This window comes from Enterobacter sp. DNB-S2 (assembly GCF_019443845.1).
Lineage (GTDB): Bacteria > Pseudomonadota > Gammaproteobacteria > Enterobacterales > Enterobacteriaceae > Enterobacter > Enterobacter asburiae_B.
Genome location: NZ_CP050520.1, coordinates 2,411,372 through 2,435,105 on the forward strand (window position 1 = coordinate 2,411,372; position 23,734 = coordinate 2,435,105).

Consider the following 23,734-nt stretch of genomic DNA (forward strand, 5'->3'; position numbering starts at 1 on the left):
TGAACAATGCGTATTAGCACCCAGATGATGTACGAGCAGAACATGCGTGGGATCACCGATTCCCAGAGCAGATGGCTGAGCTACGGTGAGCAGATGTCCACCGGCAAGCGCGTCAATCGTCCTTCGGACGATCCTATCGCCGCGTCGCAGGCCATCGTTCTGTCACAGTCTCAGTCGCAAAACAGCCAGTTTGCGCTCGCGCGTACCTTTGCAACGCAGAAGGTCTCGCTGGAAGATAACGTGTTAACCCAGGTCAACACCGCGATCTCAAGCGTGCGCGAGAAGCTCGTTTATGCGTCGAACGGCACATTAAGCGATGACGACCGTCTTTCTCTGGCAACCGATATTCAGGGGATCCGCGATCAGCTGATGAACCTGGCCAACACGACGGATGGTAATGGTCGTTTTATCTTTGCGGGATACAAAACCGAGAGCGCACCGTTTGATGCCGCGACCGGGGATTACAACGGCGGCGCTGAGGCCATCACACAGCAGGTTGATACGGCGCGAAATATGACCATCAGCCATACCGGCCAGCAAATTTTCGAAAGCATTACCAGTAATGCGGAACAGCTGCCGGGCGGTGGATATGGCCAGACCAACATGTTCAAAATCCTGGATTCTGCTATTGCCTCGCTGAAGACACCGATTGAGAACGATCCGGCTGCCGCAACGGCGCAAAGCCAGGTAATTGCCAATGCGCAAATCGGCATCAAAAACTCCCAGAACAATGTCCTGACGGTCGTTGCGGATGTGGGAACCAAGATGAACGAGCTGGAAAAACTCGACACGCTGGGTGATGACCGCGCGCTGGGTCAGACCAAGCAGATGAGTGACCTGGTGGATGTTGACTGGAACGAAGCGATTTCCTCTTACACCATGCAGCAGGCGGCCTTGCAGGCGTCTTATAAAGCGTTTAGCGATATGCAGGGCATGTCTCTGTTCCAGCTGAACAAATAACATCTTGACCTCTTGGAACATGTCTTGAAACTGGGCATGTTTTACTGCCCAATCCGTCTGGATTGGGCATTTTTTTTATGCAACTTCTGCTGATGAGGAGGTGACTCGTGCGCTTTCTATCAGACGGATTGCCAGCGCAATGACGCCACAGACCGTCGCCAGCGCGACCACGCCCGTCCAGCCGGCCAGCGAGTAGATATTGCTGCCTAACGCGGAACCCAGCGCCATCCCGATAAAGACCACCGTAAAGAGCAGGGCGTTGAGGCGACCGCGCGCCTGCGGTTCAAGGCTGTATACCAGGTTCTGGTGAGCGACCAGGCTGGACTGCAGCCCCAGGTCGAACCCGACGGCGGAGATGGCGATCAGAATCAGCTGTCCATGAACGCCCAGCGCGGGCATCAGGAACATCAGGGCGAATGAAGCGGTCACAAGAGCGGCACCAATCTGCGTGACTTTTCCTGCGCCCAGTTTGTCTGCCAGACCCCCTGCCAGCGGGGCAGCTAACGCACCGGCGGCACCTGCAATACCAAAACCACCCGCTACGGCGCTACCCAGGTGATAGCGTTCCAGCAGCATGACCGCAAGCGTAGACCAGAAGGCGCTAAAGGCAATCGACAGAAAGCCCTGAGCCAGCGCCGCACGGCGCAGCGCCGGATAGCGACGCCACAGATGCTCCATTGAGCGCATCAGCGCGGGGTAGCTCAGCGTGGAGTGAATGGCAAAACGGGGAAGCACAAACCACATCATCACCCCGACGAACGCAATGCTCGCCGCCGCCAGCTGGTACATGACGCGCCAGCCAAACGCTTCGCCCACCACGCCGCTCACGGTTCTTGATAATAAGATCCCCATCAGCAGCCCGGTCATTACCGTACCCACGGTTTTCCCCTGTTTACCTTCCGGCGCAAGGATGGCTGCGGCAGGGACAATATCCTGTGCCATGGTGGCGGCCATGCCGATGAGCAGGCTGACCAGCAGCAGAGAGTGGATCTGCCCGGTCAGGCTACAGCCGAGAAGAAACAGCGCCAGCGCCGCACTTTTTATCAGGATTAACGTCCTGCGGTCGTGGCGATCGCCGAGCGGGAGCAGGAACAGGATCCCCAGGGCATATCCCGCCTGGGTGAGCGTCGGAACCATGCCCATTCCTTCGATACTCAGGTGAAGGTCTGCGCCCATCAGCGGCAGCAGAGGCTGGGCATAATAGATAGATGCCACGCTGAAACCTGCACCGATCGCCAGCATTAAGATTACCCAGCGGCTCACGGCATGGGCGGCGGTTGTTGTGTTCATAAGATGTTCCTCATTCGTCGTGTGAGGTTATTTTTTATCAGTACGCCTTGCGACGGTAGCGGGCCCGGTGGTAAAACGCTTATACGTTGAACGTATAAATGAAAATGCGATGAAAAGAGCTGAGCGTATAGACAGGGTGGAGCTAATGCGGACGTTTGTTCGTATTGTGGAGGCGGGATCCCTCTCTGCGGCGGCACGGCAGCTGGCCACTACCCAGGCCACGGTAAGCAGACGGTTACAGTCGCTGGAGACCATGCTGGGCGTGCGCCTGATATTGCGCACCACCCACACGACGCGGCTGACGGATGACGGCGAGCGCTGCTATCAGCACGCCCGTCGGGTGATTGACAGCTGGCTGGCGCTGGAAGATGAGGTGGGGCAGACGGAAGATGAGCCGGTAGGCGTGCTGCGGGTGCGCGCTCCGCACGCGTTTGGTCAGGATCAGCTTCTGAAACCCGTAACCGAGTTTTTGCAACGCTATCCCCAGCTTTCGATTGAGTGGATGCTCAACGATCGGTCAGCGGACTTCCTCGGCGACAACCTTGACTGTGCGATTCGGGTGGGCGTGGAAGTCGATCCGGCGACCGTGTCCGTGCTGCTGGCCGAAGTGCCGCGCTCGGTGGTGGCTTCACCGGCACTGCTGGCCCGTTTCCCGTCGGTTACCACGCCGGAGGATTTACAGCAGTTTCCCTGGATAGCGATCAGCTCATTCTACCAGCGCCATGTGGAGCTTTTTCACGATGCATCACCCGCCACCGCGCGGATTGCTATTACGCCACGGCTGAGCACCGACAGCCTGTATGTCGCACGTAACACGGCGCTCACCGGGCTTGGCGTGGCGGTGGTATCCAGCTGGACGGTACAGGATGATATTCGGGAAGGTCGGCTGGTGCATTTGCTGCCAGAGTGGCAGCCAGCGGCGTTACCTGTGCATCTGGTTTACCCCTGGTCCCGCTATTATCCGGCACGCTTGCGGCGTTTTCTGGAGTTGATGCGCCAGGTCATGCCGGAGGTCACCGGGATGAGAAAGCCCGTGCAGCAGCCATAAAAAAAGCCGACCATAAGGTCGGCTTTTTACTTTCAGCGTCGTTATTCGACAGACTGCGGACGCGTTGCCGGTGCAGTTGCCTGATGCGTTGCACTGTGGCCGCCTGCAGCGCCTTTACCATCGAAGCTGAATGCCGGGCGTACCCAGTCACTGTGTCGCGGGGCTTCAGGCACGTAATCCGGCGCGGGGGCGCGCGTCATTGGTGCTGTCGCCACGTGGGCTGCGGCTGGCGCAGAGACAACCGGCTCAGGTTTCACCTCTGGCGCTTTCGCTTCTTCGACAACCGGTTCAACCTGAATCTCAACGTCCTGAACGACTTCTTCAGTGGTGGTTTCAACCAGGGTTTCAGCGGTGTCTTCCACTGCGGCTACAGGTTCAGCCTCTTCAGCGACTTCCTCAGCCACCACGGCATCTTCTTCGGCGATAAGCTGCGGTGCGGCATCAACCGGCGCGGCAATTACTTCTGGATGGGTGGTTTCAACTTCCACTGCGTGAGGTGCTTCAGCTTCAACAACCTCAGGTTCAACCACGGTTGCCGCTTCAGTCACGACAGCTTCTACCGCGGCTGCGGGTGCAATCACCTCTTCGGTTACAGGCTGTTCTTCAACAACCTGCTCCGGGCGAGCAACCGGGTAGCGGATCCAGACTTTGCCGGAGGCCATTTCTGGTGAAGCACAGGCAATGGTCAGCGGCATTGGCGACTGAGTCGGGTAACGCTCGTCACGATAGCGACGACGGCGCTGGCCGCTGACGCGCAGATGACGTGGAGAACGACGTGAACGGCGCGGCATACCGGCGTTATCACGGTTTTCACCATTATCATCCTGCTCAACGTTGTTTTCAACGACCGCTGGCAGGTCAACTTTTGCCACTTGTGTACCGGTTGCGATCTCGCTGGTTTCAACCGCGATAGCGCCTGACTCTTCGGTTGCTTCAGAGGCGAAGCGAACTTTCTGAGAAAGCTGGCGCTGCTTACGACGCGGCATAACCTGAGTACGTTCTTCCTGCTCGCCGTCCTGCTGTTCAACAGGCTCTTCGCGGTTCAGGTTTTTGACTTCCTGCTGTGCCTGACGCTTCTCGTCGTTACGGCGACGGCTGCGTTCACGGCGCGGCTGCTGGTCGTCACGCTGTTTGCTCTTCTCAGACTCATCGCCCGCCTGCTGGCGAATTTCACGATCTTCAACATTCGGCTGTTGTTTCTCGCGACGGTTGCGACGGTTGTCTTCGCGTTGCTCACGGCCTTCGCCATTCTCAGAACGGTTGTCACGGTTGTCACGACGCTCGCTGCGGTCATTGCGATCGCTGCGGTCGTTACGATCGCGGCGGTTGTTCTGACGCTTACGGCGATCCTGCTGACGCTCTGGCTTGGCTGCTTTTGGCTCTTCTTTCGGCTGCTCTGGCTGAACTTCTTCTTCAGCAAACATCTTCTTCAGCGCGCCAAAGAAGCGGCTCAGCAGACCCGGTTGCGCCGGCTGAGCTTTCGCTACCGCGGCTTCTGGTTTCTGCGCTGCAGGTTTGGCCGCAGGTTTTTCCAGGGCTGCTTCCGGTGGTGCTTCAGGCATGATGAAGGTCGCTAACGCAGGCTGCTCTGGCAGTTTGCGCTCGGCTGGCTCTTCATCGGAAGGCAGGGACATCTCTTCTTCATGCAGCTTCGGCAGCAGGTAGCTGAGGGTGGTCGTCTCTTCGCCCTTACGCACGCGCAGCACGTGATAGTGTGGGGTCTGCATCTGGTCGTTTGGCACGATGATGCAGCGAACGCCACCCTGACGTGCTTCAATCGCACTTACCGCTGCACGTTTTTCGTTAAGCAGGTAAGAGGCAACGGGCACCGGCACAATAGCGTGAACCTCTTTGGTGTTCTCTTTCAGCGCTTCTTCTTCAATCAGACGCAGAATGGAGAGGGACAGAGATTCGTTATCACGCACGGTACCGGTGCCGGAGCAGCGCGGACAAACGTGATGGCTGGACTCGCCGAGAGACGGGCTCAGACGCTGACGGGACATCTCCAGCAGGCCAAAGCGTGAGATATGACTAATCTGGATACGCGCCCTGTCCTGACGCACCGCTTCGCGCAGACGGTTTTCAACCGCACGCTGGTGGCGTACCGGGGTCATGTCGATGAAGTCGATAACAATCAGACCACCCAGGTCGCGCAGGCGGAGCTGGCGGGCGATTTCATCAGCGGCTTCGAGGTTAGTGTTGTAGGCGGTCTCTTCGATATCGCCACCGCGTGTAGCACGCGCGGAGTTGATGTCGATAGCGGTCAGCGCTTCAGTGGTATCGATAACGATAGAACCGCCGGATGGCAGACGCACTTCACGCTGGAAGGCGGACTCAATCTGGGATTCGATCTGATAGTGGCTGAACAGCGGGATTTCACCGGTGTACAGTTTAATTTTGCTGGTGAAATCCGGACGACCCAGCGCGGCGATGTGCTGGCGCGCCAGCTCAAGCACTTTCGGGTTATCGATCAGAATCTCACCGATGTCCTGACGCAGGTAATCACGGAAGGCACGCACGATAACGTTGCTTTCCTGGTGGATCAGGAACGGAGCAGGGCGGCTTTCAGCTGCTTTCTGAATGGCTTCCCAGTGCTTCAGACGGAAGCTCAGGTCCCACTGCAGCGCTTCGGCTGATTTGCCAACGCCTGCGGTACGCACGATAAGCCCCATGCCATCAGGCAGTTCGAGGCTTGCCAGCGCTTCTTTCAGCTCGGTACGGTCATCACCTTCAATACGGCGAGAGATGCCACCCGCACGCGGGTTGTTAGGCATCAGAACCAGATAGCTCCCTGCCAGGCTGATAAAGGTGGTCAGTGCGGCACCTTTGTTGCCACGCTCTTCTTTATCAATCTGAACGATAACTTCCTGGCCTTCACGCAGAACATCTTTGATGTTTGGGCGGCCATGGGCGTTGTAGTTTGCGGGGAAATATTCGCGGGCGATTTCTTTCAGAGGGAGGAAACCATGACGCTCAGCACCGTAATCGACAAATGCAGCTTCAAGGCTTGGTTCAATGCGGGTGATTTTACCTTTGTAAATGTTCGCTTTTTTCTGTTCGTGTCCAGGACTTTCGATATCCAGATCGTACAGGCGCTGCCCATCCACAAGGGCGACACGCAACTCTTCTTGCTGAGTTGCGTTGATTAACATTCTTTTCATCGTAACTTACTCGTTATTCTTACATTGACGACAAAGCTGCGGGCAAGGTGACGCTTTCCGGGGTATGAACCGATGGCCTCGTGTCTGTTCACGTCGCCAACCTCACGGTTGTCGCTCGCTTAAGAGGCGCAGAGTGTCGGTTGCCTGTGTTTCATACGGAAACACAGCGCAATTATCAGGGGAATTGCCTGGGTAGAACTCTCCAGAGAACAATCCTTATACCGGGAAGTACTGCAACCCGCAGCCCGCTAACTGCCTGAAAGATCAATACGTCTTACGCCATTGCTGCGTGGATGATCGGTCAGACAAAATTGGTCATTCCGTCAACATCCTTACTTAACCAGGATTTAACACGGAAAACAGCCTCATTATTCCACTGCTCGCCGGGTTATAGCAAGATGACTTTTACCAATTATCACCCGGTTACTCACAGTTTCTTCACTTCAGAATGGCGATTGGTTTAATAACCACCAAATCGGTTGCGCGAAACGGGGAGCTGGCCGGATAAAAGTAAATATAAGCATAGAAAAATGAGTGGCGCTAATGGCTGACGATATTTAGAATCGCCAACCATGAAAACAGAGACTCCAGCCGTAAAAATGGTTGCCATCGCCGAAGATGACGCGGGGCAACGTATCGATAACTTTTTGCGCACCCAGTTGAAAGGTGTACCAAAGAGCATGATTTACCGCATCCTGCGCAAGGGCGAGGTGCGGGTGAACAAAAAACGCGTGAAGCCCGAGTACAAACTCGAGGCGGGCGATGAAGTACGTATTCCGCCGGTGCGCGTTGCGGAACGTGAAGAAGAGACCGTTTCACCGAAGCTACAGAAAGTGGCGGCCCTGAGCGATGTGATCCTGTACGAAGATGACCACATTCTGGTGCTCAATAAACCGTCAGGAACGGCTGTTCATGGCGGTAGCGGTCTGAGCTTCGGCGTGATTGAAGGGCTGCGTGCCCTGCGCCCGGAAGCGCGTTTCCTTGAACTGGTGCACCGTCTTGACCGTGATACCTCTGGCGTACTGCTGGTGGCGAAAAAGCGTTCTGCGCTGCGTTCGCTGCATGAACAGCTGCGTGAAAAAGGGATGCAGAAAGACTACCTGGCGCTGGTGCGCGGTCAGTGGCAGTCCCATGTAAAAGTGGTGCAGGCGCCGCTGCTGAAGAACATTCTGCAAAGCGGCGAACGTATTGTCCGCGTAAGCCAGGAAGGGAAACCGTCTGAGACACGCTTTAAGGTTGAAGAGCGCTATGAGTTTGCCACGCTGGTGCGCTGCAGTCCGGTGACCGGTCGTACTCACCAGATCCGCGTGCATACGCAGTTCGCAGGGCATCCAATTGCCTTTGATGACCGCTATGGCGACCGCGAGTTTGATAAGCAGCTGGCGGGGACGGGGCTGTCGCGTCTGTTCCTGCATGCGGCAGCGCTGAAGTTTACCCATCCTAATACGGGGGAAGTCATCCGTATTGAAGCGCCGCTGGACGAGCAGCTGAAACGCTGTCTTAAGGTTCTGCGCGGCTAAGGTAAACGTAAAACGGCAACGAATGTTGTCGTTTTTAATGTTTGCTCCCTCTCCCTGCGGGAGAAGGCCGGGGTGAGGGCATCAGGCCGCAGTTTAGTAGGCCCATGCAAGCGAAGCGCCGCTGGGCAAAAGTCACATGGTCAGCGGATTACACTCTTCTCGTCTTAACATCTGACACAGGGCAATCAGCGGTAACCCCACCAGCGTGTTGGGATCGCGACCGTCCAGCTTGTCGAACAGCGCAATCCCCAGTCCTTCGCTTTTAAAGCTCCCCGCACAGTTCAGCGGACGTTCCCGGCGCACATAATCCACGATCTCTTGCTCGCTGAGATGGCGGAAGTGTACGTCGAACGGCTCGCATTCGGTTTGCAGATGACCGGTGGCGGAGTTATAGAGCGCCAGGCCGGTATAAAAGGTCACGATAGTGCCTCGCGCTCGCAGAAGCTGCTGGCAGGCGTTCTCCTCCGTATGGGGCTTGCCGGTGATTTCGCCGTCCAGTACGCAAACCTGGTCGGAGCCTATAATCAAATGTGCGGGATAACGTGCGGCCAGCGACTGCGCTTTCTCCTTAGCAAGACGCATCACCAGATGACGCGGTGATTCGCCCGGCTGTGGCGTTTCATCAACCTCTGGCGTGGCGCATTCAAACGGGATCCCGAGCTTTTCCAGCAGCATTCGGCGGTAGGGAGACGTGGAAGCAAGGACGAGATTTGGCATATTTTTATCACCAGATATAGCGTATCGATGCCAGCCATTTTAAACTACAGGCCGCAATGTGTGCGAATAATTGGCAAAAGGCAGCTCTGGTTGCCTTTTTCTTTGACTCTATGACGTTACAAAGTTAATATGCGCGCCCTATGCAAAAGGTAAAATTACCCCTGACTCTTGATCCGGTTCGTACGGCTCAAAAACGCCTCGATTACGAAGGTATCTATACTTCCGATCAGGCTGAGCGTATTGCCGAATCCGTAGTCAGTGTGGACAGTGATGTAGAATGCTCCATGTCGTTCGCTATCGACAACCAGCGTCTCGCCGTTTTAACCGGTGATGCAAAGGTGACGGTAACGCTCGAGTGTCAGCGTTGCGGGAAACCGTTTGTACAGCATGTTCACACAACGTATTGTTTCAGTCCCGTTCGTTCTGACGAACAGGCTGAAGCACTCCCGGAAGCGTATGAGCCGATTGAGGTTAACGAATTCGGTGAAATCGATCTTCTGGCTCTGGTTGAAGATGAAATCATCCTCACCTTGCCAGTCGTTCCGGTGCATGATTCTGAACACTGTGAAGTGTCCGAGGCGGACATGGTCTTTGGGGAACTGCCTGATGAAGCGCAAAAACCAAACCCATTTGCCGTATTAGCCAGCTTAAAGCGTAAGTAATTGAGGAGTAAGGTCCATGGCCGTACAACAGAATAAACCAACCCGTTCCAAACGTGGCATGCGTCGTTCCCATGACGCGCTGACCGCAGTTACCAGCCTGTCTGTAGACAAGACTTCTGGTGAGAAACACCTGCGTCACCACATCACCGCTGACGGTTTCTACCGCGGCCGCAAGGTTATCACTAAGTAATCACGCGCAAGCGTGATTAGGCTTAGTGAGGATTTCCCCGTGCAAACGGGGAATTTACCGAACCAGGCTGCGACGATACCTTGACACGTCTAACCCTGGCGTTAGATGTCATGGGGGGAGATTTTGGCCCTTCCGTGACAGTGCCTGCAGCATTGCAGGCACTGAATTCTAATTCGCAACTCACACTTCTTTTAGTCGGCAATCCCGACGCAATCACGCCATTACTCGCAAAAGCTGACTTTGAACAACGTTCGCGTCTGCAGATTATTCCTGCGCAGTCAGTTATTGCCAGTGATGCCCGACCCTCGCAGGCGATTCGCAATAGTCGTGGCAGCTCTATGCGGATAGCGCTGGAGCTGGTGAAAGAAGGGCGAGCTCAGGCTTGCGTCAGCGCGGGAAATACCGGCGCGCTGATGGGGCTGTCGAAATTGCTGCTCAAACCTATTGAAGGTATTGAGCGCCCTGCGCTGGTAACGGTGTTACCGCATCAGCAGAAGGGCAAGACGGTGGTGCTCGATTTGGGCGCTAACGTCGACTGTGATAGTACTATGCTGGCTCAGTTTGCCGTGATGGGATCGGTGCTGGCAGAAGAAGTTCTCGGGATCAACACTCCCCGTGTTGCGTTACTGAACATTGGTGAAGAAGAGACCAAAGGCCTGGACAGCATTCGCGAAGCGGCTGAATTGCTCAAACAGGTTCCCTCCATCAACTATATTGGTTATCTCGAAGCCAATGAGTTGTTGACGGGTAAAACGGATGTTCTGGTGTGCGATGGCTTCACCGGAAACGTCACGTTGAAGACCATGGAAGGGGTCGTACGCATGTTTCTTTCTCTGCTGAAATCTCAGGGAGAAGGCAAAAAAAGCGCCTGGTGGCTGATTTTATTGAAGCGTTGGTTACAAAAGAGCCTGACGCGGCGATTCAGTCACCTCAACCCCGACCAGTATAATGGCGCCTGTCTGTTAGGATTGCGCGGCATCGTGATTAAGAGTCATGGCGCCGCCAATCAGCGAGCATTTGCTGTCGCGATTGAACAGGCAGTGCAGGCGGTGCAGCGACAAGTCCCTCAGCGGATTGCCGCTCGCCTGGAATCTGTATTAGCTAAAAGTGACTGAGCGTACATGTATACGAAGATTTTAGGTACCGGCAGCTACCTGCCAAAACAAGTGCGTACCAACGCCGATCTGGAAAAAATGGTAGATACGTCTGACGAGTGGATTGTCACGCGCACAGGTATCCGTGAACGTCGTATTGCCGCGCCAGACGAAACCGTGTCGACCATGGGTTACGAAGCCGCACAGCGTGCTATCGAAATGGCGGGCATTGATAAAGAACAGATTGGTTTGATCGTGGTCGCCACGACGTCTGCCACGCATGCTTTCCCAAGCGCAGCGTGCCAGGTGCAAAACATGCTCGGCATTAAAGGCTGTCCGGCGTTTGACGTCGCTGCCGCGTGCGCAGGCTTCACCTATGCGCTGAGCGTTGCCGACCAGTACGTGAAATCCGGTGCCGTTAAATACGCGCTGGTGATCGGTGCTGACGTGCTGGCGCGTACCTGCGATCCAACCGATCGTGGAACGATCATTATTTTTGGTGATGGTGCGGGTGCGGTGCTGCTGGGGCAGTCCGAAGAGCCGGGTATCATCTCCACGCATCTGCATGCTGATGGCAGCTATGGCGAACTGTTGACCCTGCCTAACGCCGATCGCGTTAATCCGGACAACTCGATTTACCTGACTATGGCAGGGAACGAGGTGTTCAAGGTGGCGGTAACCGAGCTTGCACACATCGTTGATGAAACGCTGGAAGCGAATAACCTTGAGCGTACCGCACTCGACTGGCTGGTGCCGCATCAGGCGAACCTGCGTATCATCAGCGCGACCGCGAAAAAGCTGGGCATGTCGATGGATAACGTTGTGGTGACGCTGGATCGTCACGGCAACACCTCTGCGGCGTCGGTACCGTGCGCATTTGATGAAGCGGTACGCGATGGACGAATCAAACGGGGCCAGCTGGTCTTGCTTGAAGCCTTCGGTGGCGGGTTCACCTGGGGTTCCGCGCTGGTTCGTTTCTAGTATAAGGAATAAAAAATGACGCAATTTGCTTTTGTGTTCCCGGGCCAGGGCTCTCAAACCGTTGGGATGTTGTCTGAAATGGCAGCACGCTATCCGGTAATTGAAGAGACTTTCCGTGAAGCTTCTGATGCACTGGGTTATGATTTATGGGCGCTGACCCAGCAGGGGCCGGCCGAAGAACTGAACAAAACCTGGCAGACACAGCCGGCACTGCTGACCGCGTCTGTTGCGCTGTGGCGTGTCTGGCAGCAGCAGGGCGGTAAAGCGCCAGCGCTGCTCGCGGGTCATAGTCTGGGTGAATACTCTGCGCTGGTATGTGCCGGCGTGATCGCGTTTGCTGACGCGGTACGTCTGGTGGAACTGCGCGGTAAATTCATGCAGGAAGCGGTGCCGGAAGGCACGGGCGGTATGTCTGCCATCATCGGTCTGGATGATGCTGCAATTGCAAAAGCGTGTGAAGAATCTGCTGAAGGCCAGGTTGTCTCTCCGGTAAACTTCAACTCGCCGGGCCAGGTGGTTATTGCCGGTCATAAAGAAGCGGTTGAACGTGCGGGTGCGGCCTGTAAAGCAGCGGGTGCTAAGCGTGCGCTGCCGCTGCCGGTCAGCGTGCCGTCTCACTGTGCGCTGATGAAGCCTGCTGCCGAAAAACTGGCGGTTGAGCTGGAAAAAATTACGTTTAACGCACCGACGATTTCCGTTGTGAACAACGTCGATGTGAAATGCGAAACCACGCCGGAAGCGATCCGTGACGCGCTGGTTCGTCAGCTCTACAGCCCGGTACAGTGGACTAAAACCGTTGAGTTTATGGCCGCTCAGGGCGTTGAGCACCTGTATGAAGTCGGCCCAGGTAAAGTCCTCACCGGTCTGACAAAACGTATTGTTGACACCCTGACAGCCTCGGCAATTAACGAGCCGGAAGCGATGTCAGCGGCACTCTCGCAATAAAAGAGGAATACCATGAGTTTTGAAGGAAAAATCGCCCTGGTCACTGGCGCAAGCCGCGGTATCGGGCGTGCAATTGCTGAAACACTGGTTGCGCGCGGCGCGAAGGTGATTGGTACAGCAACCAGCGAGAATGGCGCTCAGGCCATCAGCGAGTATCTGGGTGCAAACGGTAAAGGTCTGGTACTGAATGTGACCGAACCTGCATCTATCGAATCTGTTCTGGAAAATATTCGCGCAGAGTTTGGTGAAGTGGATATTCTGGTAAACAATGCCGGGATCACTCGCGATAACCTGTTAATGCGAATGAAAGACGACGAGTGGAACGATATCATCGAAACCAACCTGTCATCTGTATTCCGTCTGTCAAAAGCGGTAATGCGCGCTATGATGAAAAAGCGTCATGGACGTATTATCACTGTCGGTTCTGTGGTTGGTACCATGGGAAATGCTGGTCAGGCTAACTACGCTGCGGCGAAAGCAGGTCTGATTGGTTTCAGTAAGTCGCTGGCGCGTGAAGTCGCGTCCCGCGGTATTACTGTAAACGTTGTTGCTCCGGGCTTTATTGAAACGGACATGACGCGTGCGCTGACTGATGAGCAGCGTGCGGGTACGCTGGCGGCAGTTCCGGCGGGTCGTCTTGGCGACCCTAAAGAAATCGCCAGTGCGGTTGCATTTTTAGCCTCTGACGAAGCGGGTTACATCACTGGTGAGACCCTCCACGTCAACGGCGGGATGTATATGGTTTAACCACGAGATACACTAAATCATTCTGGTTGGATCAAGGCGGCAAGACCGAGAAGCCTGGGAGCATAGATTACTATGTGACCGGGATTAGAGGGCGCAGCCAACGCAGAGGCAGCCTGGATGATGACGTGTAGAAAAATATTTGCGTTATTAGGGCAAATGGCCTCAAAATAACGTAAAATCGTGGTACGAACTGCCGGGATTTAGTTGCAAATTTTTCAACATTTTATACACTACGAAAACCATCGCGAAAGCGAGTTTTGATAGGAAATTTAAGAGTATGAGCACTATCGAAGAACGCGTTAAGAAAATTATCGGCGAACAGCTGGGCGTTAAGCAGGAAGAAGTTGTGAACTCCGCTTCCTTCGTTGAAGACCTGGGCGCAGATTCTCTTGACACCGTTGAGCTGGTAATGGCTCTGGAAGAAGAGTTTGATACTGAGATTCCGGACGAAGAAGCTGAGAAGATCACCACCGTTCAGGCTGCCATTGATTACATCAACGGTCACCAGGCGTAAGTGAACATCTCCAGGCGGTCATTCGACCGCCTGAGTTTTATCTTTTTTAGTCCCACGAATCTCTTTTTTTATCCCTCCCTGGAGGACAAACGTGTCTAAGCGTCGTGTAGTTGTGACCGGACTTGGCATGTTGTCTCCTGTCGGCAATACCGTAGAGTCCACCTGGAAAGCTCTCCTTGCCGGTCAGAGCGGCATCAGCCTAATCGACCATTTCGATACTAGCGCCTATGCAACGAAATTTGCTGGCTTAGTAAAGGATTTTAACTGTGAAGAGATCATCTCGCGCAAAGAACAGCGCAAGATGGATGCCTTCATTCAATATGGAATTGTCGCTGGCGTTCAGGCCATGCAGGATTCTGGCCTTGTGATTACGGAAGAGAACGCAACCCGTATTGGCGCCGCTATCGGCTCCGGGATTGGCGGTCTTGGCCTGATCGAGGAAAACCATACATCTCTGATGAATGGTGGCCCGCGTAAGATCAGCCCGTTCTTCGTTCCGTCCACGATTGTTAACATGGTGGCGGGTCACCTGACCATCATGTTCGGCCTGCGTGGGCCAAGCATTTCAATCGCGACTGCCTGTACGTCTGGCGTACATAACATCGGCCAGGCCGCGCGCATTATTGCGTACGGCGATGCAGATGCTATGGTTGCGGGCGGTGCTGAAAAAGCCAGTACCCCACTGGGTGTCGGCGGTTTTGGTGCGGCGCGTGCGCTGTCTACCCGCAATGATAACCCGCAGGCGGCGAGCCGTCCGTGGGATAAAGACCGTGACGGCTTCGTGCTGGGCGACGGGGCGGGCATGATCGTACTGGAAGAGTACGAACACGCGAAAAAACGCGGCGCGAAAATTTATGCTGAAATCGTTGGTTTCGGCATGAGCAGCGATGCTTACCATATGACGTCTCCTCCTGAGAACGGCGCGGGTGCTGCGCTGGCGATGGAAAACGCGATTCGTGATGCGGGTATTACCCCAGCACAAATTGGCTACGTGAACGCGCACGGTACTTCTACACCTGCAGGCGATAAAGCTGAAGCTCAGGCGGTTAAGTCTATCTTCGGCGAATCTGCCAGCCGCGTAATGGTGAGCTCCACCAAGTCCATGACTGGTCACCTGTTGGGTGCGGCGGGTGCAGTAGAGTCAATCTACTCCATCCTTGCGCTGCGCGATCAGGCTGTTCCGCCAACCATCAACCTGGATAACCCCGATGAAGGTTGCGATCTGGACTTCGTTCCTCACGAAGCGCGTCAGGTTAGCGGTATGGAGTACACCCTGTGTAACTCCTTCGGCTTCGGCGGCACCAACGGCTCTCTGATCTTCAAAAAGATCTGATCCTGACGTCCCGATAGCATTTAAAAAGGTCCGCTTGCCGGGCCTTTTTTATTAAGCCTAATCTTCTTGTCGGCTGCATGACATCCTGCCAGACTAATTGCCCACGCATAAGGAGCCACCATGTTTTTAATCAATGGCCTTGAGCAGGACACGCTGCCTGCCAGCGACAGGGCGATACAGTTCGGTGATGGTTGCTTTACGACGGCGCGCATTCTGGACGGCGATGTCTGCCTGCTGGAGGCGCACATTCGACGCCTGCAGCATGGCTGTGAAAAGCTCATGATCCCCTTTACGCACTGGGACACGTTGCGACAGGAAATGTGCCAGTTGGCAAGCGGGAAGGACAGCGGCGTACTCAAAGTCATCATCAGCCGCGGCAGTGGAGGCGGGGGTTACAGCGCCGCATCGTGTATCAACCCTACGCGTATTCTCTCCGTTTCTGCTTATCCCGCGCATTACACTCGCTGGCGAGAAGACGGCATCACGCTGACGCTGAGCCCAGTACGACTGGGACGAAACCCGATGCTGGCCGGGCTTAAGCATCTCAATCGCCTCGAGCAGGTGCTCATTCGTACTCATCTTGAACAGACGGACGCCGATGAGGCGCTGGTTCTTGACAGCGAAGGGTTCATTACGGAATGCTGTGCGGCTAATTTACTCTGGCGGCAGGGGGAAGAGGTGTTCACTCCGTCGCTGGAACACGCTGGCGTAAATGGGTTAATGCGTCAGTTTTGTCTGCAACAGCTGGCACGCTCTGGCTTTCGCGTTGTCGAAGTTAGCGCAGGAGAAGCAGCGCTACAGAACGCCGATGAAGTCATCATCTGCAATGCGCTTATGCCTGTTGTACCCGTCCGTGCGTATGGCCAACAACGCTGGTCTTCACGCGAGCTGTTTCAGTTTTTAGCCCCGATATGTGAGCAAACCAGATAGTCATGAAAAAAATGTTGCGCGTTGTCCTTATCCTCATCGTTGCGCTGGGCGTCGCCGGCGGAGCAGGCGTATGGAAAGTTCGCCAGCTGGCTAACAGCAAGATCCTGGTTAAAGAGGAAACGATCTTTACCCTGAAAGCGGGAACCGGCCGTCAGGCGCTTGGGGAACAGCTGTATGGCGACAAGATTATTAATCGTCCACGCGTATTCCAGTGGCTATTGCGCGTGGAACCTGAGCTGTCACATTTCAAAGCCGGTACCTATCGCTTTACGCCGGGAATGACCGTCAGAGAGATGCTGCAGCTGCTGGAAAGCGGTAAAGAAGCCCAGTTCCCCCTGCGGTTTGTGGAAGGGATGCGCCTGAGTGATTACCTCAAACAGCTGCGTGACGCGCCGTATATCAAACATACGTTAAAAGACGATAGCTATCAGACGGTGGCAGAAGCGCTGAAGTTTGAACATCCGGAATGGGTGGAAGGCTGGTTCTGGCCAGACACCTGGATGTACACGGCAGGCACGACCGATGTGGCTATCCTGAAGCGGGCGCACAAAAAAATGGTTGCCGCCGTAGATGCCGCCTGGGAAGGGCGGATGGAAGGATTGCCTTACAGCGATCCGAACCAGTTCGTCACCATGGCCTCGATCATCGAGAAAGAGACGGCCATCGCTGCTGAGCGCGATCGGGTGGCGTCAGTATTTATCAACCGTCTGCGCATCGGCATGCGTCTGCAAACCGACCCTACCGTAATCTACGGCATGGGTGAGAGCTATACCGGCAAGATCTCAAGAAAAGATCTGGAGACGCCAACGGCGTATAATACCTACGTGATTAGCGGTTTACCGCCGGGCCCGATTGCCACGCCGAGCGAGGCGTCGCTCAAAGCCGCCGCGCATCCGGCTAAAACACCGTATCTCTATTTTGTGGCTGATGGAAAAGGGGGGCATACCTTTAACACCAACCTTGCCAGCCACAATCGCTCTGTTCAGGACTATCTGAAGGCACTTAAGGAAAAAAATGCGCAGTAAATACATTGTCATTGAGGGACTCGAAGGGGCGGGTAAAACCACCGCCCGCAACGTGGTGGTGGATACGCTCAAAGCGCTTGGCGTGGCGGACATGGTATTTACCCGCGAGCCGGGCGGCACGCAGCTGGCTGAAAAGTTGCGCAGCCTGGTACTGGATATCAAATCCGTCGGCGACGAAGTTATCACTGACAAAGCCGAAGTGCTGATGTTCTACGCGGCGCGCGTTCAGCTGGTTGAGACGGTGATCAAACCCGCGCTGGCCGAGGGCAAGTGGGTGATCGGCGACCGTCACGATCTGTCGACTCAGGCGTATCAGGGCGGAGGACGCGGCATCGACCAGACAATGCTGGCAACGCTGCGTAATGCCGTATTGGGTGATTTTCGCCCCGACCTGACGCTTTATCTGGATGTGACTCCGGAAGTGGGTCTCAAACGTGCCCGCGCGCGCGGCGAGCTGGACCGCATTGAACAAGAGTCGTTTGATTTCTTTAACCGCACCCGCGCGCGCTATCTTGAGCTGGCCGCACAGGACAGCTCAATTTGTACCATTGATGCGACGCAGTCCCTGGACGACGTCACGCGCGACATTCAGCACACCATTACGCAGTGGGTGCAGGAGCAGCAGGCATGAAATGGTATCCATGGTTGCGCCCACACTTTGAACAGCTGATCGGCAGCTATCAGGCGGGTCGGGGGCATCATGCGTTACTGATTCAGGCGTTGCCAGGAATGGGTGATGATGCGTTGATTTATGCCATCACCCGTTTTCTGATGTGTCAGCAGCCGGAAGGGCACAAGAGCTGTGGTAAATGCCGTGGCTGCCAGCTGATGCAGGCGGGCACGCATCCTGACTACTACACCCTTGAGCCTGAGAAGGGTAAAAGCTCGCTCGGTATCGATGCCGTGCGTGAAGTCAGTGAAAAATTGTATGAACACGCGCGACTGGGCGGCGCTAAAGTGGTCTGGCTTAAAGACGCCACGCTGCTTACCGAGGCGGCGGCTAACGCCCTGCTTAAAACCCTGGAAGAGCCGCCGGTTAAAACGTGGTTTTTCCTCTCATGCCGTGACCCGGGACGATTGCTGGCGACGTTGCGCAGCCGTTGTCGTCTTCATCACCTTGCAGTACCTCAGGAATCGTGGGCGCTGAGCTGGCTTGAACGAGAGGTGACAACGTCACCTGAGAGCGCGCTGTCCGCCTTACGCCTGAGCAGCGGCGCGCCCGCGGCGGCGCTGGCACTACTGCAGCCTGACGTCTGGTCAGAGCGAGAAACGCTCTGCCGGACCGTGGATGCGTCGCTGAACAGTCACGACTGGCTAAGTTTACTGCCTGCGCTTAACAGCGATCGGGCCGTTGATCGTCTGCACTGGCTGGCCTCCCTACTGCTGGATGCGCTCAAAATCCAGCAGGGGGCAACGCTGCTGACCAACCCGGACGCGTGGCCACTGGTGAATACGCTGGCGAACCGCCTCTCAGGGAAGATTCTTCACGCGATGCTCCATGACATCTGCCAGAGCCGTGAACAGCTTTTAACCGTGACGGGTCTTAATCGCGAGCTTTTACTGACCGACCAGTTACTGCGTATCGAACATTACCTGCAACCCGGCGTCACACCGCCAGTTTCCCATCTCTGAGAGAGACATTATGTTTTTAGTCGACTCACACTGCCATCTTGATGGCCTGGATTATCAATCCCTGCATAAAAACGTGGATGACGTGCTGGCAAAAGCCGCTGCCCGCGATGTGAAATTCTGTCTTGCGGTGGCGACGACGCTGCCGGGCTACCGCTCCATGCGTGAGCTGGTGGGCGTTCGCGATAACGTGGTGTTCTCCTGCGGCGTGCACCCGCTGAATCAGGACGAGGCCTACGACGTTGAGGATCTGCGCCGACTGGCAGCAGAAGAGGGCGTGGTAGCGATGGGCGAGACCGGTCTGGACTATTTTTACACGCCGGAAACCAAACCGCGCCAGCAGGAGTCCTTTCGCAACCATATTCGCATTGGCCGGGAACTGAATAAGCCGGTTATCGTCCACACCCGCGATGCGCGCGCGGATACCCTGGCTATCCTCCGGGAAGAAAACGTGACGGATTGCGGTGGCGTACTACACTGTTTCACAGAAGACAGAGAAACGGCGGGGAAGCTGCTTGATTTGGGGTTTTATATCTCGTTTTCGGGGATCGTGACGTTCCGTAACGCTGAGCAGCTGCGTGATGCTGCGCGTTATGTTCCGCTCGATCGCATTCTGGTGGAGACGGATTCTCCTTACCTGGCACCGGTACCGCATCGCGGTAAAGAGAACCAGCCCGCTATGACGAGAGACGTGGCTGAGTACATGGCCGTACTGAAGGGCGTCAGCATCGATGAGCTGGCCCGCGTGACGACGGAAAACTTCTCCACGCTGTTCCATATCGACCCCGCCCGCCTGCAATCTGTTTGATACACCTGTTTTTTTTAGGCTCGTAATTAATAAGTAAAGCGAGTAAAGTTCACCGCCTCATTTGGGGCGGTGAGTGTGTATTTAGACACATCCGGACATGCTTTTTGTAAATAACTGAAAGTTTTTCGACCGCCTTAAGCTGAAACGTGATAGCCGTCAAACAAACTCAGAGGGAATTATTTTACTCTGTGTAATAAATAAAGGGCGCTTAGATGTCCTGTCCACGGCACGGTACTCCCCCCGGGCCAATGCGTGAAAGCGTAAAAAAAAGCACAAATACTCAGGAGCACTCTCAATTATGTTTAAGAATGCATTTGCTAACCTGCAAAAGGTCGGTAAATCGCTGATGCTGCCAGTATCCGTACTGCCTATCGCAGGTATCCTGCTGGGTGTCGGTTCTGCTAACTTCAGCTGGCTGCCAGCCGTAGTGTCCCACGTGATGGCCGAAGCAGGCGGTTCTGTCTTTGCTAACATGCCACTGATCTTCGCGATCGGTGTGGCTCTGGGCTTCACCAATAACGACGGCGTTTCTGCGCTGGCTGCAGTGGTTGCCTACGGCATCATGGTGAAAACCATGGCTGTGGTTGCGCCGCTGGTTCTGCATTTACCGGCAGAAGAGATCGCCGCGAAACACCTGGCGGACACCGGTGTTCTGGGCGGTATCATCTCCGGTGCGATTGCAGCGTATATGTTTAACCGCTTCTATCGCATCAAGCTGCCTGAGTATCTGGGCTTCTTCGCGGGCAAGCGTTTCGTTCCGATCATCTCTGGTCTGGCAGCGATTTTCACTGGCGTGATCCTGTCCTTCATCTGGCCACCAATCGGCTCTGCTATCCAGACCTTCTCTCAGTGGGCTGCTTACCAGAACCCGGTTGTGGCGTTTGGTATCTACGGCTTCATCGAGCGTTGCTTGGTGCCATTCGGTCTGCACCACATCTGGAACGTTCCATTCCAGATGCAGATTGGTGAATTCACCAACGCAGCAGGTCAGGTATTCCACGGCGATATCCCACGTTACATGGCGGGCGACCCAACTGCAGGTAAACTGTCTGGTGGCTTCCTGTTCAAAATGTACGGTCTGCCAGCAGCTGCGATTGCTATCTGGCACTCTGCTAAGCCAGAGAACCGTGCAAAAGTGGGCGGTATCATGATCTCCGCAGCGCTGACCTCGTTCCTGACCGGTATCACCGAGCCGATCGAGTTCTCCTTCATGTTCGTTGCGCCGATCCTGTACGTTATCCACGCGATTCTGGCGGGCCTGGCGTTCCCAATCTGTATCCTGCTGGGTATGCGTGACGGTACGTCCTTCTCTCACGGTCTGATCGACTTCATCGTTCTGTCCGGTAACAGCAGCAAACTGTGGCTGTTCCCAATCGTGGGTGCGTGCTATGCCGTTGTTTACTACACCATCTTCCGCGTGCTGATTAAAGCACTGGACCTGAAAACTCCGGGTCGTGAAGATGCGACAGAAGACAGCAAAGCTGGCGCTACCAGCGAAATGGCTCCGGCACTGGTCGCAGCGTTCGGCGGTAAAGAGAACATCACTAACCTGGACGCGTGCATCACTCGTCTGCGTGTGAGCGTTGCCGACGTGGCGAAAGTAGACCAGCCGGGTCTGAAAAAACTGGGCGCAGCGGGCGTAGTTGTTGCAGGTTCTGGTGTACAGGCAATCTTCGGTACCAAATCCGATAACCTGAAAACAGAAATGGATGAGTACATCCGCAGCAACTAAGTTGTGACCTGGGGAGACTAAGGCAGCCGAATGGCTGCCTTTTTTATTTGTGTCTTAAAAAACGCCACTGAGACGCGAGAGCGGTCACTCTTCAGTCAGCTGATGAACATTCAGGAAAGAAATCGAGGGAGGAGGTTGAAAGGACAGGAGAAACTCGCTCATACTCTTGGATTGTGTCACACACCGATCCCGGGAGTGTGTTTACAGCGGACGCATTGCGCCAGATTAAACAAAAAAGGAAAAGGTCATGGCTGAAGAAACGATTTTCAGTAAAATTATCCGCCGCGAAATCCCGTCGGATATCGTCTATCAGGATGAACTGGTGACGGCTTTCCGGGACATTTCCCCTCAGGCCCCGACGCACATCCTTATCATTCCCAATATTCTGATTCCGACTGTAAACGACGTAAAAACCGAGCATGAAGTGGCGTTAGGTCGTATGCTGACTGTGGCTGCCAGAATCGCTGAACAGGAAGGGATTGCAGAAGACGGTTACCGTCTGATCATGAACTGCAACCGCCATGGTGGCCAGGAAGTTTATCATATTCACATGCATCTGCTGGGTGGACGTCCTCTGGGGCCGATGCTGGCACATAAAGGTCTTTGACATGCTGAAAGGGCGTATTGCAGCGCTGGTAATGGCGATGATGATTGTGGGGTGCAGCTCGCGTCCGGCGATCCCCGTGAATGATGAACAGACGCTGGTCATGGAGTCCTCCGTGCTTGCCGCGGGCATCACGGCGCAACAGCCCGCGTTGACCATCAGTGAAATCAACTCATCTGCCTCCTCTACGCTCTTTAATGAAAGACATGAACCGGTGACGGTCCACTACCGTTTTTTCTGGTATGACGTAAGAGGTCTTGAAATGCATCCGCTGGAGGCGCCGCGCAGCGTCACCATTCCGGCCAGGTCGTCGGTAACGCTCTATGGCAGCGCCAACTATCTGGGTGCGCATAAGGTGAGACTTTATCTTTATCTCTGAGGGGTGAACCTTGATTAAAAATTTGAGCCGCTATGCGCTCGTGACAGCTTTCGCTCTGTTTCTTGCAGGGTGTGTGACCCGAACTGAACAGCCTGCGCCTGTGGAAGAGGCTAAACCGGGTACTGAACAGCCGACACCGCCAACGCAGCAGCAGCCAACCGTGCCGTCTGTACCGTCTATTCCGGCGCAGCCAGGCCCGATTGAACATCCGGACCAGACGTCACAGCCCACGCCGCGCGTGCGCCATTACGACTGGAACGGGGCTATGCAGCCGATGGTAGGCAAAATGCTGCAGGCGCAGGGCGTGACGGCGGGCAGCGTATTGCTGGTCGACAGCGTGAACAACCGTACCAACGGTTCGCTGAACGCGGGTGAAGCCACGGAAACCCTGCGTAATGCTCTGGCTAACAACGGCAAGTTTACGCTGGTCTCGGCTCAGCAGCTCGCCGTCGCCAAACAGCAGCTGGGCCTGTCGCCGCAGGATAGCCTCGGTACCCGCAGCAAGGCGATCGGCATTGCACGTAACGTTGGCGCGCAGTATGTGCTTTACTCTAACGCCACCGGTAACGTGAATACCCCAGCCCTGCAGATGCAGCTGATGCTGGTTCAGACAGGCGAAATTATCTGGTCAGGTAAAGGTGCGGTTACGCAACAATGACGGCACGCGTGAAGAGATTCTGACGCGCTATTTTCCTCAGTACCGCCTTATCGCGCCGCAGGCCCATTCCGGGCTTGGCGGCGCGAGTTGCATTATAGAACAGGGCGAACGACGTCTGGTCTTGCGGCAAAATCACGACCCCGACGCGCCTGCCTCCCATTTCCGTCGTCAGTTTCGTGCCCTGAGACGTCTTCCGTCAGATCTCGTGCCTGCCCCTCGTTTTTTCAGACAGGGCTGGATGGCCGTGGACTATCTGGAAGGTGAAGTTAAAAGCGCGCTGCCGGACACGCCGGAGCTTGCGGCGGTGCTGTATCATCTGCACCGGCAGCCACGTCTGGGATGGCGAATTACGTTATTCCCGCTGCTGGAACATTACTGGCAGCAAGCCCTGCCTGACAGACGTACTCCAGTGTGGCTGGCACATCTCAGGCGGCTGCGTAAAACGGGCGAGCCGCAGCCGATTCGGCTCGCGCCGCTGCATATGGATGTTCATGCCGGGAATATTGTTCATACGCCAGCGGGGATCAGGCTTATCGACTGGGAGTATGCCGGAGATGGCGATGTGGCGCTGGAGCTGGCGGCCGTCTGGACGGAGAGTGAAGCCGCGCGGCAGATGCTCATCAGGGAATACGCCCGGGTAGCGCATATTGACCCCGACGCGCTGAGGCGTCAGGTCAGACGCTGGCGACCCTGGGTCATTATGTTAATGGCTGGCTGGTTTGAAATGCGCTATCGGCAGTCCAGAGACAAACAATTTATTGCGCTGGCGGACGATGCCTGGCGTCAGTTACAAACGAAAGGATAAGA

Annotated in this window: 24 protein-coding genes; 21 read left to right on the forward strand and 3 right to left on the reverse strand. The window is 55.4% G+C overall.

Features of this window, described 5'->3' with window-relative positions; genetic code table 11:
- The first annotated feature begins 6 nt into the window (after positions 1-6).
- Positions 7-960 carry a flagellar hook-associated protein FlgL gene (gene flgL, locus HB664_RS11440; protein WP_033145208.1) on the forward strand — a complete coding sequence of 318 codons (954 nt, stop codon included), beginning with the start codon at positions 7-9 and terminating at the stop codon, positions 958-960.
- Between the two features lie 75 nt (positions 961-1,035).
- On the opposite strand, the gene HB664_RS11445 is transcribed toward flgL, so the two are convergent.
- Positions 1,036-2,250 carry an MFS transporter gene (locus HB664_RS11445; protein WP_196354591.1) on the reverse strand — a complete coding sequence of 405 codons (1,215 nt, stop codon included), beginning with the start codon at positions 2,248-2,250 and terminating at the stop codon, positions 1,036-1,038.
- Between the two features lie 145 nt (positions 2,251-2,395).
- Between HB664_RS11445 and HB664_RS11450 the strand changes: the two genes are divergently transcribed.
- Positions 2,396-3,298, forward strand: a complete 903-nt coding sequence (locus HB664_RS11450; RefSeq protein ID WP_072196675.1) for a LysR family transcriptional regulator — start codon at positions 2,396-2,398, stop codon at positions 3,296-3,298.
- Positions 3,299-3,339: 41 nt separating this feature from the next.
- On the opposite strand, the gene rne is transcribed toward HB664_RS11450, so the two are convergent.
- Positions 3,340-6,459, reverse strand: coding sequence for a ribonuclease E (gene rne / locus HB664_RS11455; RefSeq protein WP_219939480.1), 3,120 nt, complete (start codon positions 6,457-6,459; stop codon positions 3,340-3,342).
- Between the two features lie 572 nt (positions 6,460-7,031).
- On the opposite strand from rne, the gene rluC reads away from it, so the two are divergent.
- Positions 7,032-7,979, forward strand: coding sequence for a 23S rRNA pseudouridine(955/2504/2580) synthase RluC (gene rluC, locus HB664_RS11460; RefSeq protein ID WP_024909023.1), 948 nt, complete (start codon positions 7,032-7,034; stop codon positions 7,977-7,979).
- A gap of 132 nt (positions 7,980-8,111) precedes the next feature.
- Here the strand turns inward: rluC and HB664_RS11465 are convergent, their stop codons facing one another.
- The gene (locus HB664_RS11465) at positions 8,112-8,696 is read right to left on the reverse strand and encodes a nucleoside triphosphate pyrophosphatase (RefSeq protein ID WP_219939481.1); all 585 of its coding nucleotides are present in this window, start codon (positions 8,694-8,696) and stop codon (positions 8,112-8,114) included.
- A gap of 140 nt (positions 8,697-8,836) precedes the next feature.
- Between HB664_RS11465 and yceD the strand changes: the two genes are divergently transcribed.
- From yceD to thiK, 18 genes are all read left to right on the forward strand, one after another.
- On the forward strand, positions 8,837-9,358 hold the full coding sequence (gene yceD, locus HB664_RS11470; protein WP_014883375.1) for a 23S rRNA accumulation protein YceD: 522 nt from the start codon (positions 8,837-8,839) through the stop codon (positions 9,356-9,358).
- Between the two features lie 16 nt (positions 9,359-9,374).
- Positions 9,375-9,548: a 50S ribosomal protein L32 gene (gene rpmF / locus HB664_RS11475; RefSeq protein WP_003857964.1), complete on the forward strand. Its 174-nt coding sequence runs from the start codon at positions 9,375-9,377 to the stop codon at positions 9,546-9,548.
- Between the two features lie 80 nt (positions 9,549-9,628).
- Entirely contained in the window at positions 9,629-10,663 is a 1,035-nt protein-coding gene (gene plsX, locus HB664_RS11480; protein WP_219939482.1) for a phosphate acyltransferase PlsX, read from the forward strand.
- A gap of 6 nt (positions 10,664-10,669) precedes the next feature.
- Positions 10,670-11,623, forward strand: coding sequence for a beta-ketoacyl-ACP synthase III (locus HB664_RS11485; RefSeq protein ID WP_023311150.1), 954 nt, complete (start codon positions 10,670-10,672; stop codon positions 11,621-11,623).
- Positions 11,624-11,638: 15 nt separating this feature from the next.
- Positions 11,639-12,568, forward strand: coding sequence for an ACP S-malonyltransferase (gene fabD, locus HB664_RS11490; RefSeq protein ID WP_033145214.1), 930 nt, complete (start codon positions 11,639-11,641; stop codon positions 12,566-12,568).
- Positions 12,569-12,580: 12 nt separating this feature from the next.
- Positions 12,581-13,315: a 3-oxoacyl-ACP reductase FabG gene (fabG, locus tag HB664_RS11495; protein WP_008500795.1), complete on the forward strand. Its 735-nt coding sequence runs from the start codon at positions 12,581-12,583 to the stop codon at positions 13,313-13,315.
- A gap of 277 nt (positions 13,316-13,592) precedes the next feature.
- Positions 13,593-13,829, forward strand: coding sequence for an acyl carrier protein (gene acpP / locus HB664_RS11500; RefSeq protein WP_003857954.1), 237 nt, complete (start codon positions 13,593-13,595; stop codon positions 13,827-13,829).
- Positions 13,830-13,920: 91 nt separating this feature from the next.
- Entirely contained in the window at positions 13,921-15,162 is a 1,242-nt protein-coding gene (gene fabF, locus HB664_RS11505) for a beta-ketoacyl-ACP synthase II (protein WP_024909028.1), read from the forward strand.
- A gap of 120 nt (positions 15,163-15,282) precedes the next feature.
- On the forward strand, positions 15,283-16,092 hold the full coding sequence (gene pabC / locus HB664_RS11510) for an aminodeoxychorismate lyase (RefSeq protein WP_219939483.1): 810 nt from the start codon (positions 15,283-15,285) through the stop codon (positions 16,090-16,092).
- A 2-nt stretch (positions 16,093-16,094) separates the two neighbouring features.
- Positions 16,095-17,117, forward strand: coding sequence for a cell division protein YceG (gene yceG / locus HB664_RS11515; RefSeq protein WP_219939484.1), 1,023 nt, complete (start codon positions 16,095-16,097; stop codon positions 17,115-17,117).
- Complete coding sequence (gene tmk / locus HB664_RS11520; protein ID WP_023311155.1) at positions 17,107-17,748, forward strand: dTMP kinase; 642 nt, start codon at positions 17,107-17,109, stop codon at positions 17,746-17,748. Before yceG ends, tmk begins: the two co-directional genes overlap by 11 nt.
- The gene (gene holB / locus HB664_RS11525) at positions 17,745-18,749 is read left to right on the forward strand and encodes a DNA polymerase III subunit delta' (RefSeq protein WP_219939485.1); all 1,005 of its coding nucleotides are present in this window, start codon (positions 17,745-17,747) and stop codon (positions 18,747-18,749) included. The genes tmk and holB overlap by 4 nt, the downstream gene beginning before the upstream one ends.
- Before the next feature lie 10 nt (positions 18,750-18,759).
- Positions 18,760-19,554, forward strand: a complete 795-nt coding sequence (locus tag HB664_RS11530) for a metal-dependent hydrolase (RefSeq protein WP_029739870.1) — start codon at positions 18,760-18,762, stop codon at positions 19,552-19,554.
- 298 nt (positions 19,555-19,852) lie between these two features.
- A complete protein-coding gene (ptsG, locus tag HB664_RS11535; RefSeq protein ID WP_023311158.1) occupies positions 19,853-21,286 on the forward strand; it encodes a PTS glucose transporter subunit IIBC in 1,434 nt (477 codons plus the stop codon).
- 247 nt (positions 21,287-21,533) lie between these two features.
- Positions 21,534-21,893, forward strand: a complete 360-nt coding sequence (gene hinT, locus HB664_RS11540) for a purine nucleoside phosphoramidase (protein ID WP_033145218.1) — start codon at positions 21,534-21,536, stop codon at positions 21,891-21,893.
- 1 nt (position 21,894) lies between these two features.
- Positions 21,895-22,269, forward strand: a complete 375-nt coding sequence (locus HB664_RS11545; RefSeq protein WP_023311159.1) for a YcfL family protein — start codon at positions 21,895-21,897, stop codon at positions 22,267-22,269.
- A 10-nt stretch (positions 22,270-22,279) separates the two neighbouring features.
- Positions 22,280-22,927 carry a penicillin-binding protein activator LpoB gene (gene lpoB, locus HB664_RS11550; protein ID WP_023311160.1) on the forward strand — a complete coding sequence of 216 codons (648 nt, stop codon included), beginning with the start codon at positions 22,280-22,282 and terminating at the stop codon, positions 22,925-22,927.
- On the forward strand, positions 22,908-23,732 hold the full coding sequence (gene thiK, locus HB664_RS11555; protein WP_219939486.1) for a thiamine kinase: 825 nt from the start codon (positions 22,908-22,910) through the stop codon (positions 23,730-23,732). The genes lpoB and thiK overlap by 20 nt, the downstream gene beginning before the upstream one ends.
- Positions 23,733-23,734: the final 2 nt, after the last annotated feature.

Bases quoted from the DNA above. Each gene is read 5' to 3' on its own strand.
- fabG (WP_008500795.1), top strand. From the start codon at position 12,581: ATGAGTTTTGAAGGAAAAATCGCCCTGGTCACTGGCGCAAGCCGCGGT.
- pabC (WP_219939483.1), top strand. From the start codon at position 15,283: ATGTTTTTAATCAATGGCCTTGAGCAGGACACGCTGCCTGCCAGCGAC.
- HB664_RS11445 (WP_196354591.1), bottom strand. From the start codon at position 2,250: ATGAACACAACAACCGCCGCCCATGCCGTGAGCCGCTGGGTAATCTTA.
- rne (WP_219939480.1), bottom strand. From the start codon at position 6,459: ATGAAAAGAATGTTAATCAACGCAACTCAGCAAGAAGAGTTGCGTGTC.
- HB664_RS11545 (WP_023311159.1), top strand. From the start codon at position 21,895: ATGCTGAAAGGGCGTATTGCAGCGCTGGTAATGGCGATGATGATTGTG.
- hinT (WP_033145218.1), top strand. From the start codon at position 21,534: ATGGCTGAAGAAACGATTTTCAGTAAAATTATCCGCCGCGAAATCCCG.
- yceG (WP_219939484.1), top strand. From the start codon at position 16,095: ATGAAAAAAATGTTGCGCGTTGTCCTTATCCTCATCGTTGCGCTGGGC.
- HB664_RS11465 (WP_219939481.1), bottom strand. From the start codon at position 8,696: ATGCCAAATCTCGTCCTTGCTTCCACGTCTCCCTACCGCCGAATGCTG.
- fabD (WP_033145214.1), top strand. From the start codon at position 11,639: ATGACGCAATTTGCTTTTGTGTTCCCGGGCCAGGGCTCTCAAACCGTT.
- flgL (WP_033145208.1), top strand. From the start codon at position 7: ATGCGTATTAGCACCCAGATGATGTACGAGCAGAACATGCGTGGGATC.
- rluC (WP_024909023.1), top strand. From the start codon at position 7,032: ATGAAAACAGAGACTCCAGCCGTAAAAATGGTTGCCATCGCCGAAGAT.
- HB664_RS11450 (WP_072196675.1), top strand. From the start codon at position 2,396: ATGCGGACGTTTGTTCGTATTGTGGAGGCGGGATCCCTCTCTGCGGCG.
- acpP (WP_003857954.1), top strand. From the start codon at position 13,593: ATGAGCACTATCGAAGAACGCGTTAAGAAAATTATCGGCGAACAGCTG.
- holB (WP_219939485.1), top strand. From the start codon at position 17,745: ATGAAATGGTATCCATGGTTGCGCCCACACTTTGAACAGCTGATCGGC.
- HB664_RS11485 (WP_023311150.1), top strand. From the start codon at position 10,670: ATGTATACGAAGATTTTAGGTACCGGCAGCTACCTGCCAAAACAAGTG.
- tmk (WP_023311155.1), top strand. From the start codon at position 17,107: ATGCGCAGTAAATACATTGTCATTGAGGGACTCGAAGGGGCGGGTAAA.
- HB664_RS11530 (WP_029739870.1), top strand. From the start codon at position 18,760: ATGTTTTTAGTCGACTCACACTGCCATCTTGATGGCCTGGATTATCAA.
- yceD (WP_014883375.1), top strand. From the start codon at position 8,837: ATGCAAAAGGTAAAATTACCCCTGACTCTTGATCCGGTTCGTACGGCT.
- ptsG (WP_023311158.1), top strand. From the start codon at position 19,853: ATGTTTAAGAATGCATTTGCTAACCTGCAAAAGGTCGGTAAATCGCTG.
- rpmF (WP_003857964.1), top strand. From the start codon at position 9,375: ATGGCCGTACAACAGAATAAACCAACCCGTTCCAAACGTGGCATGCGT.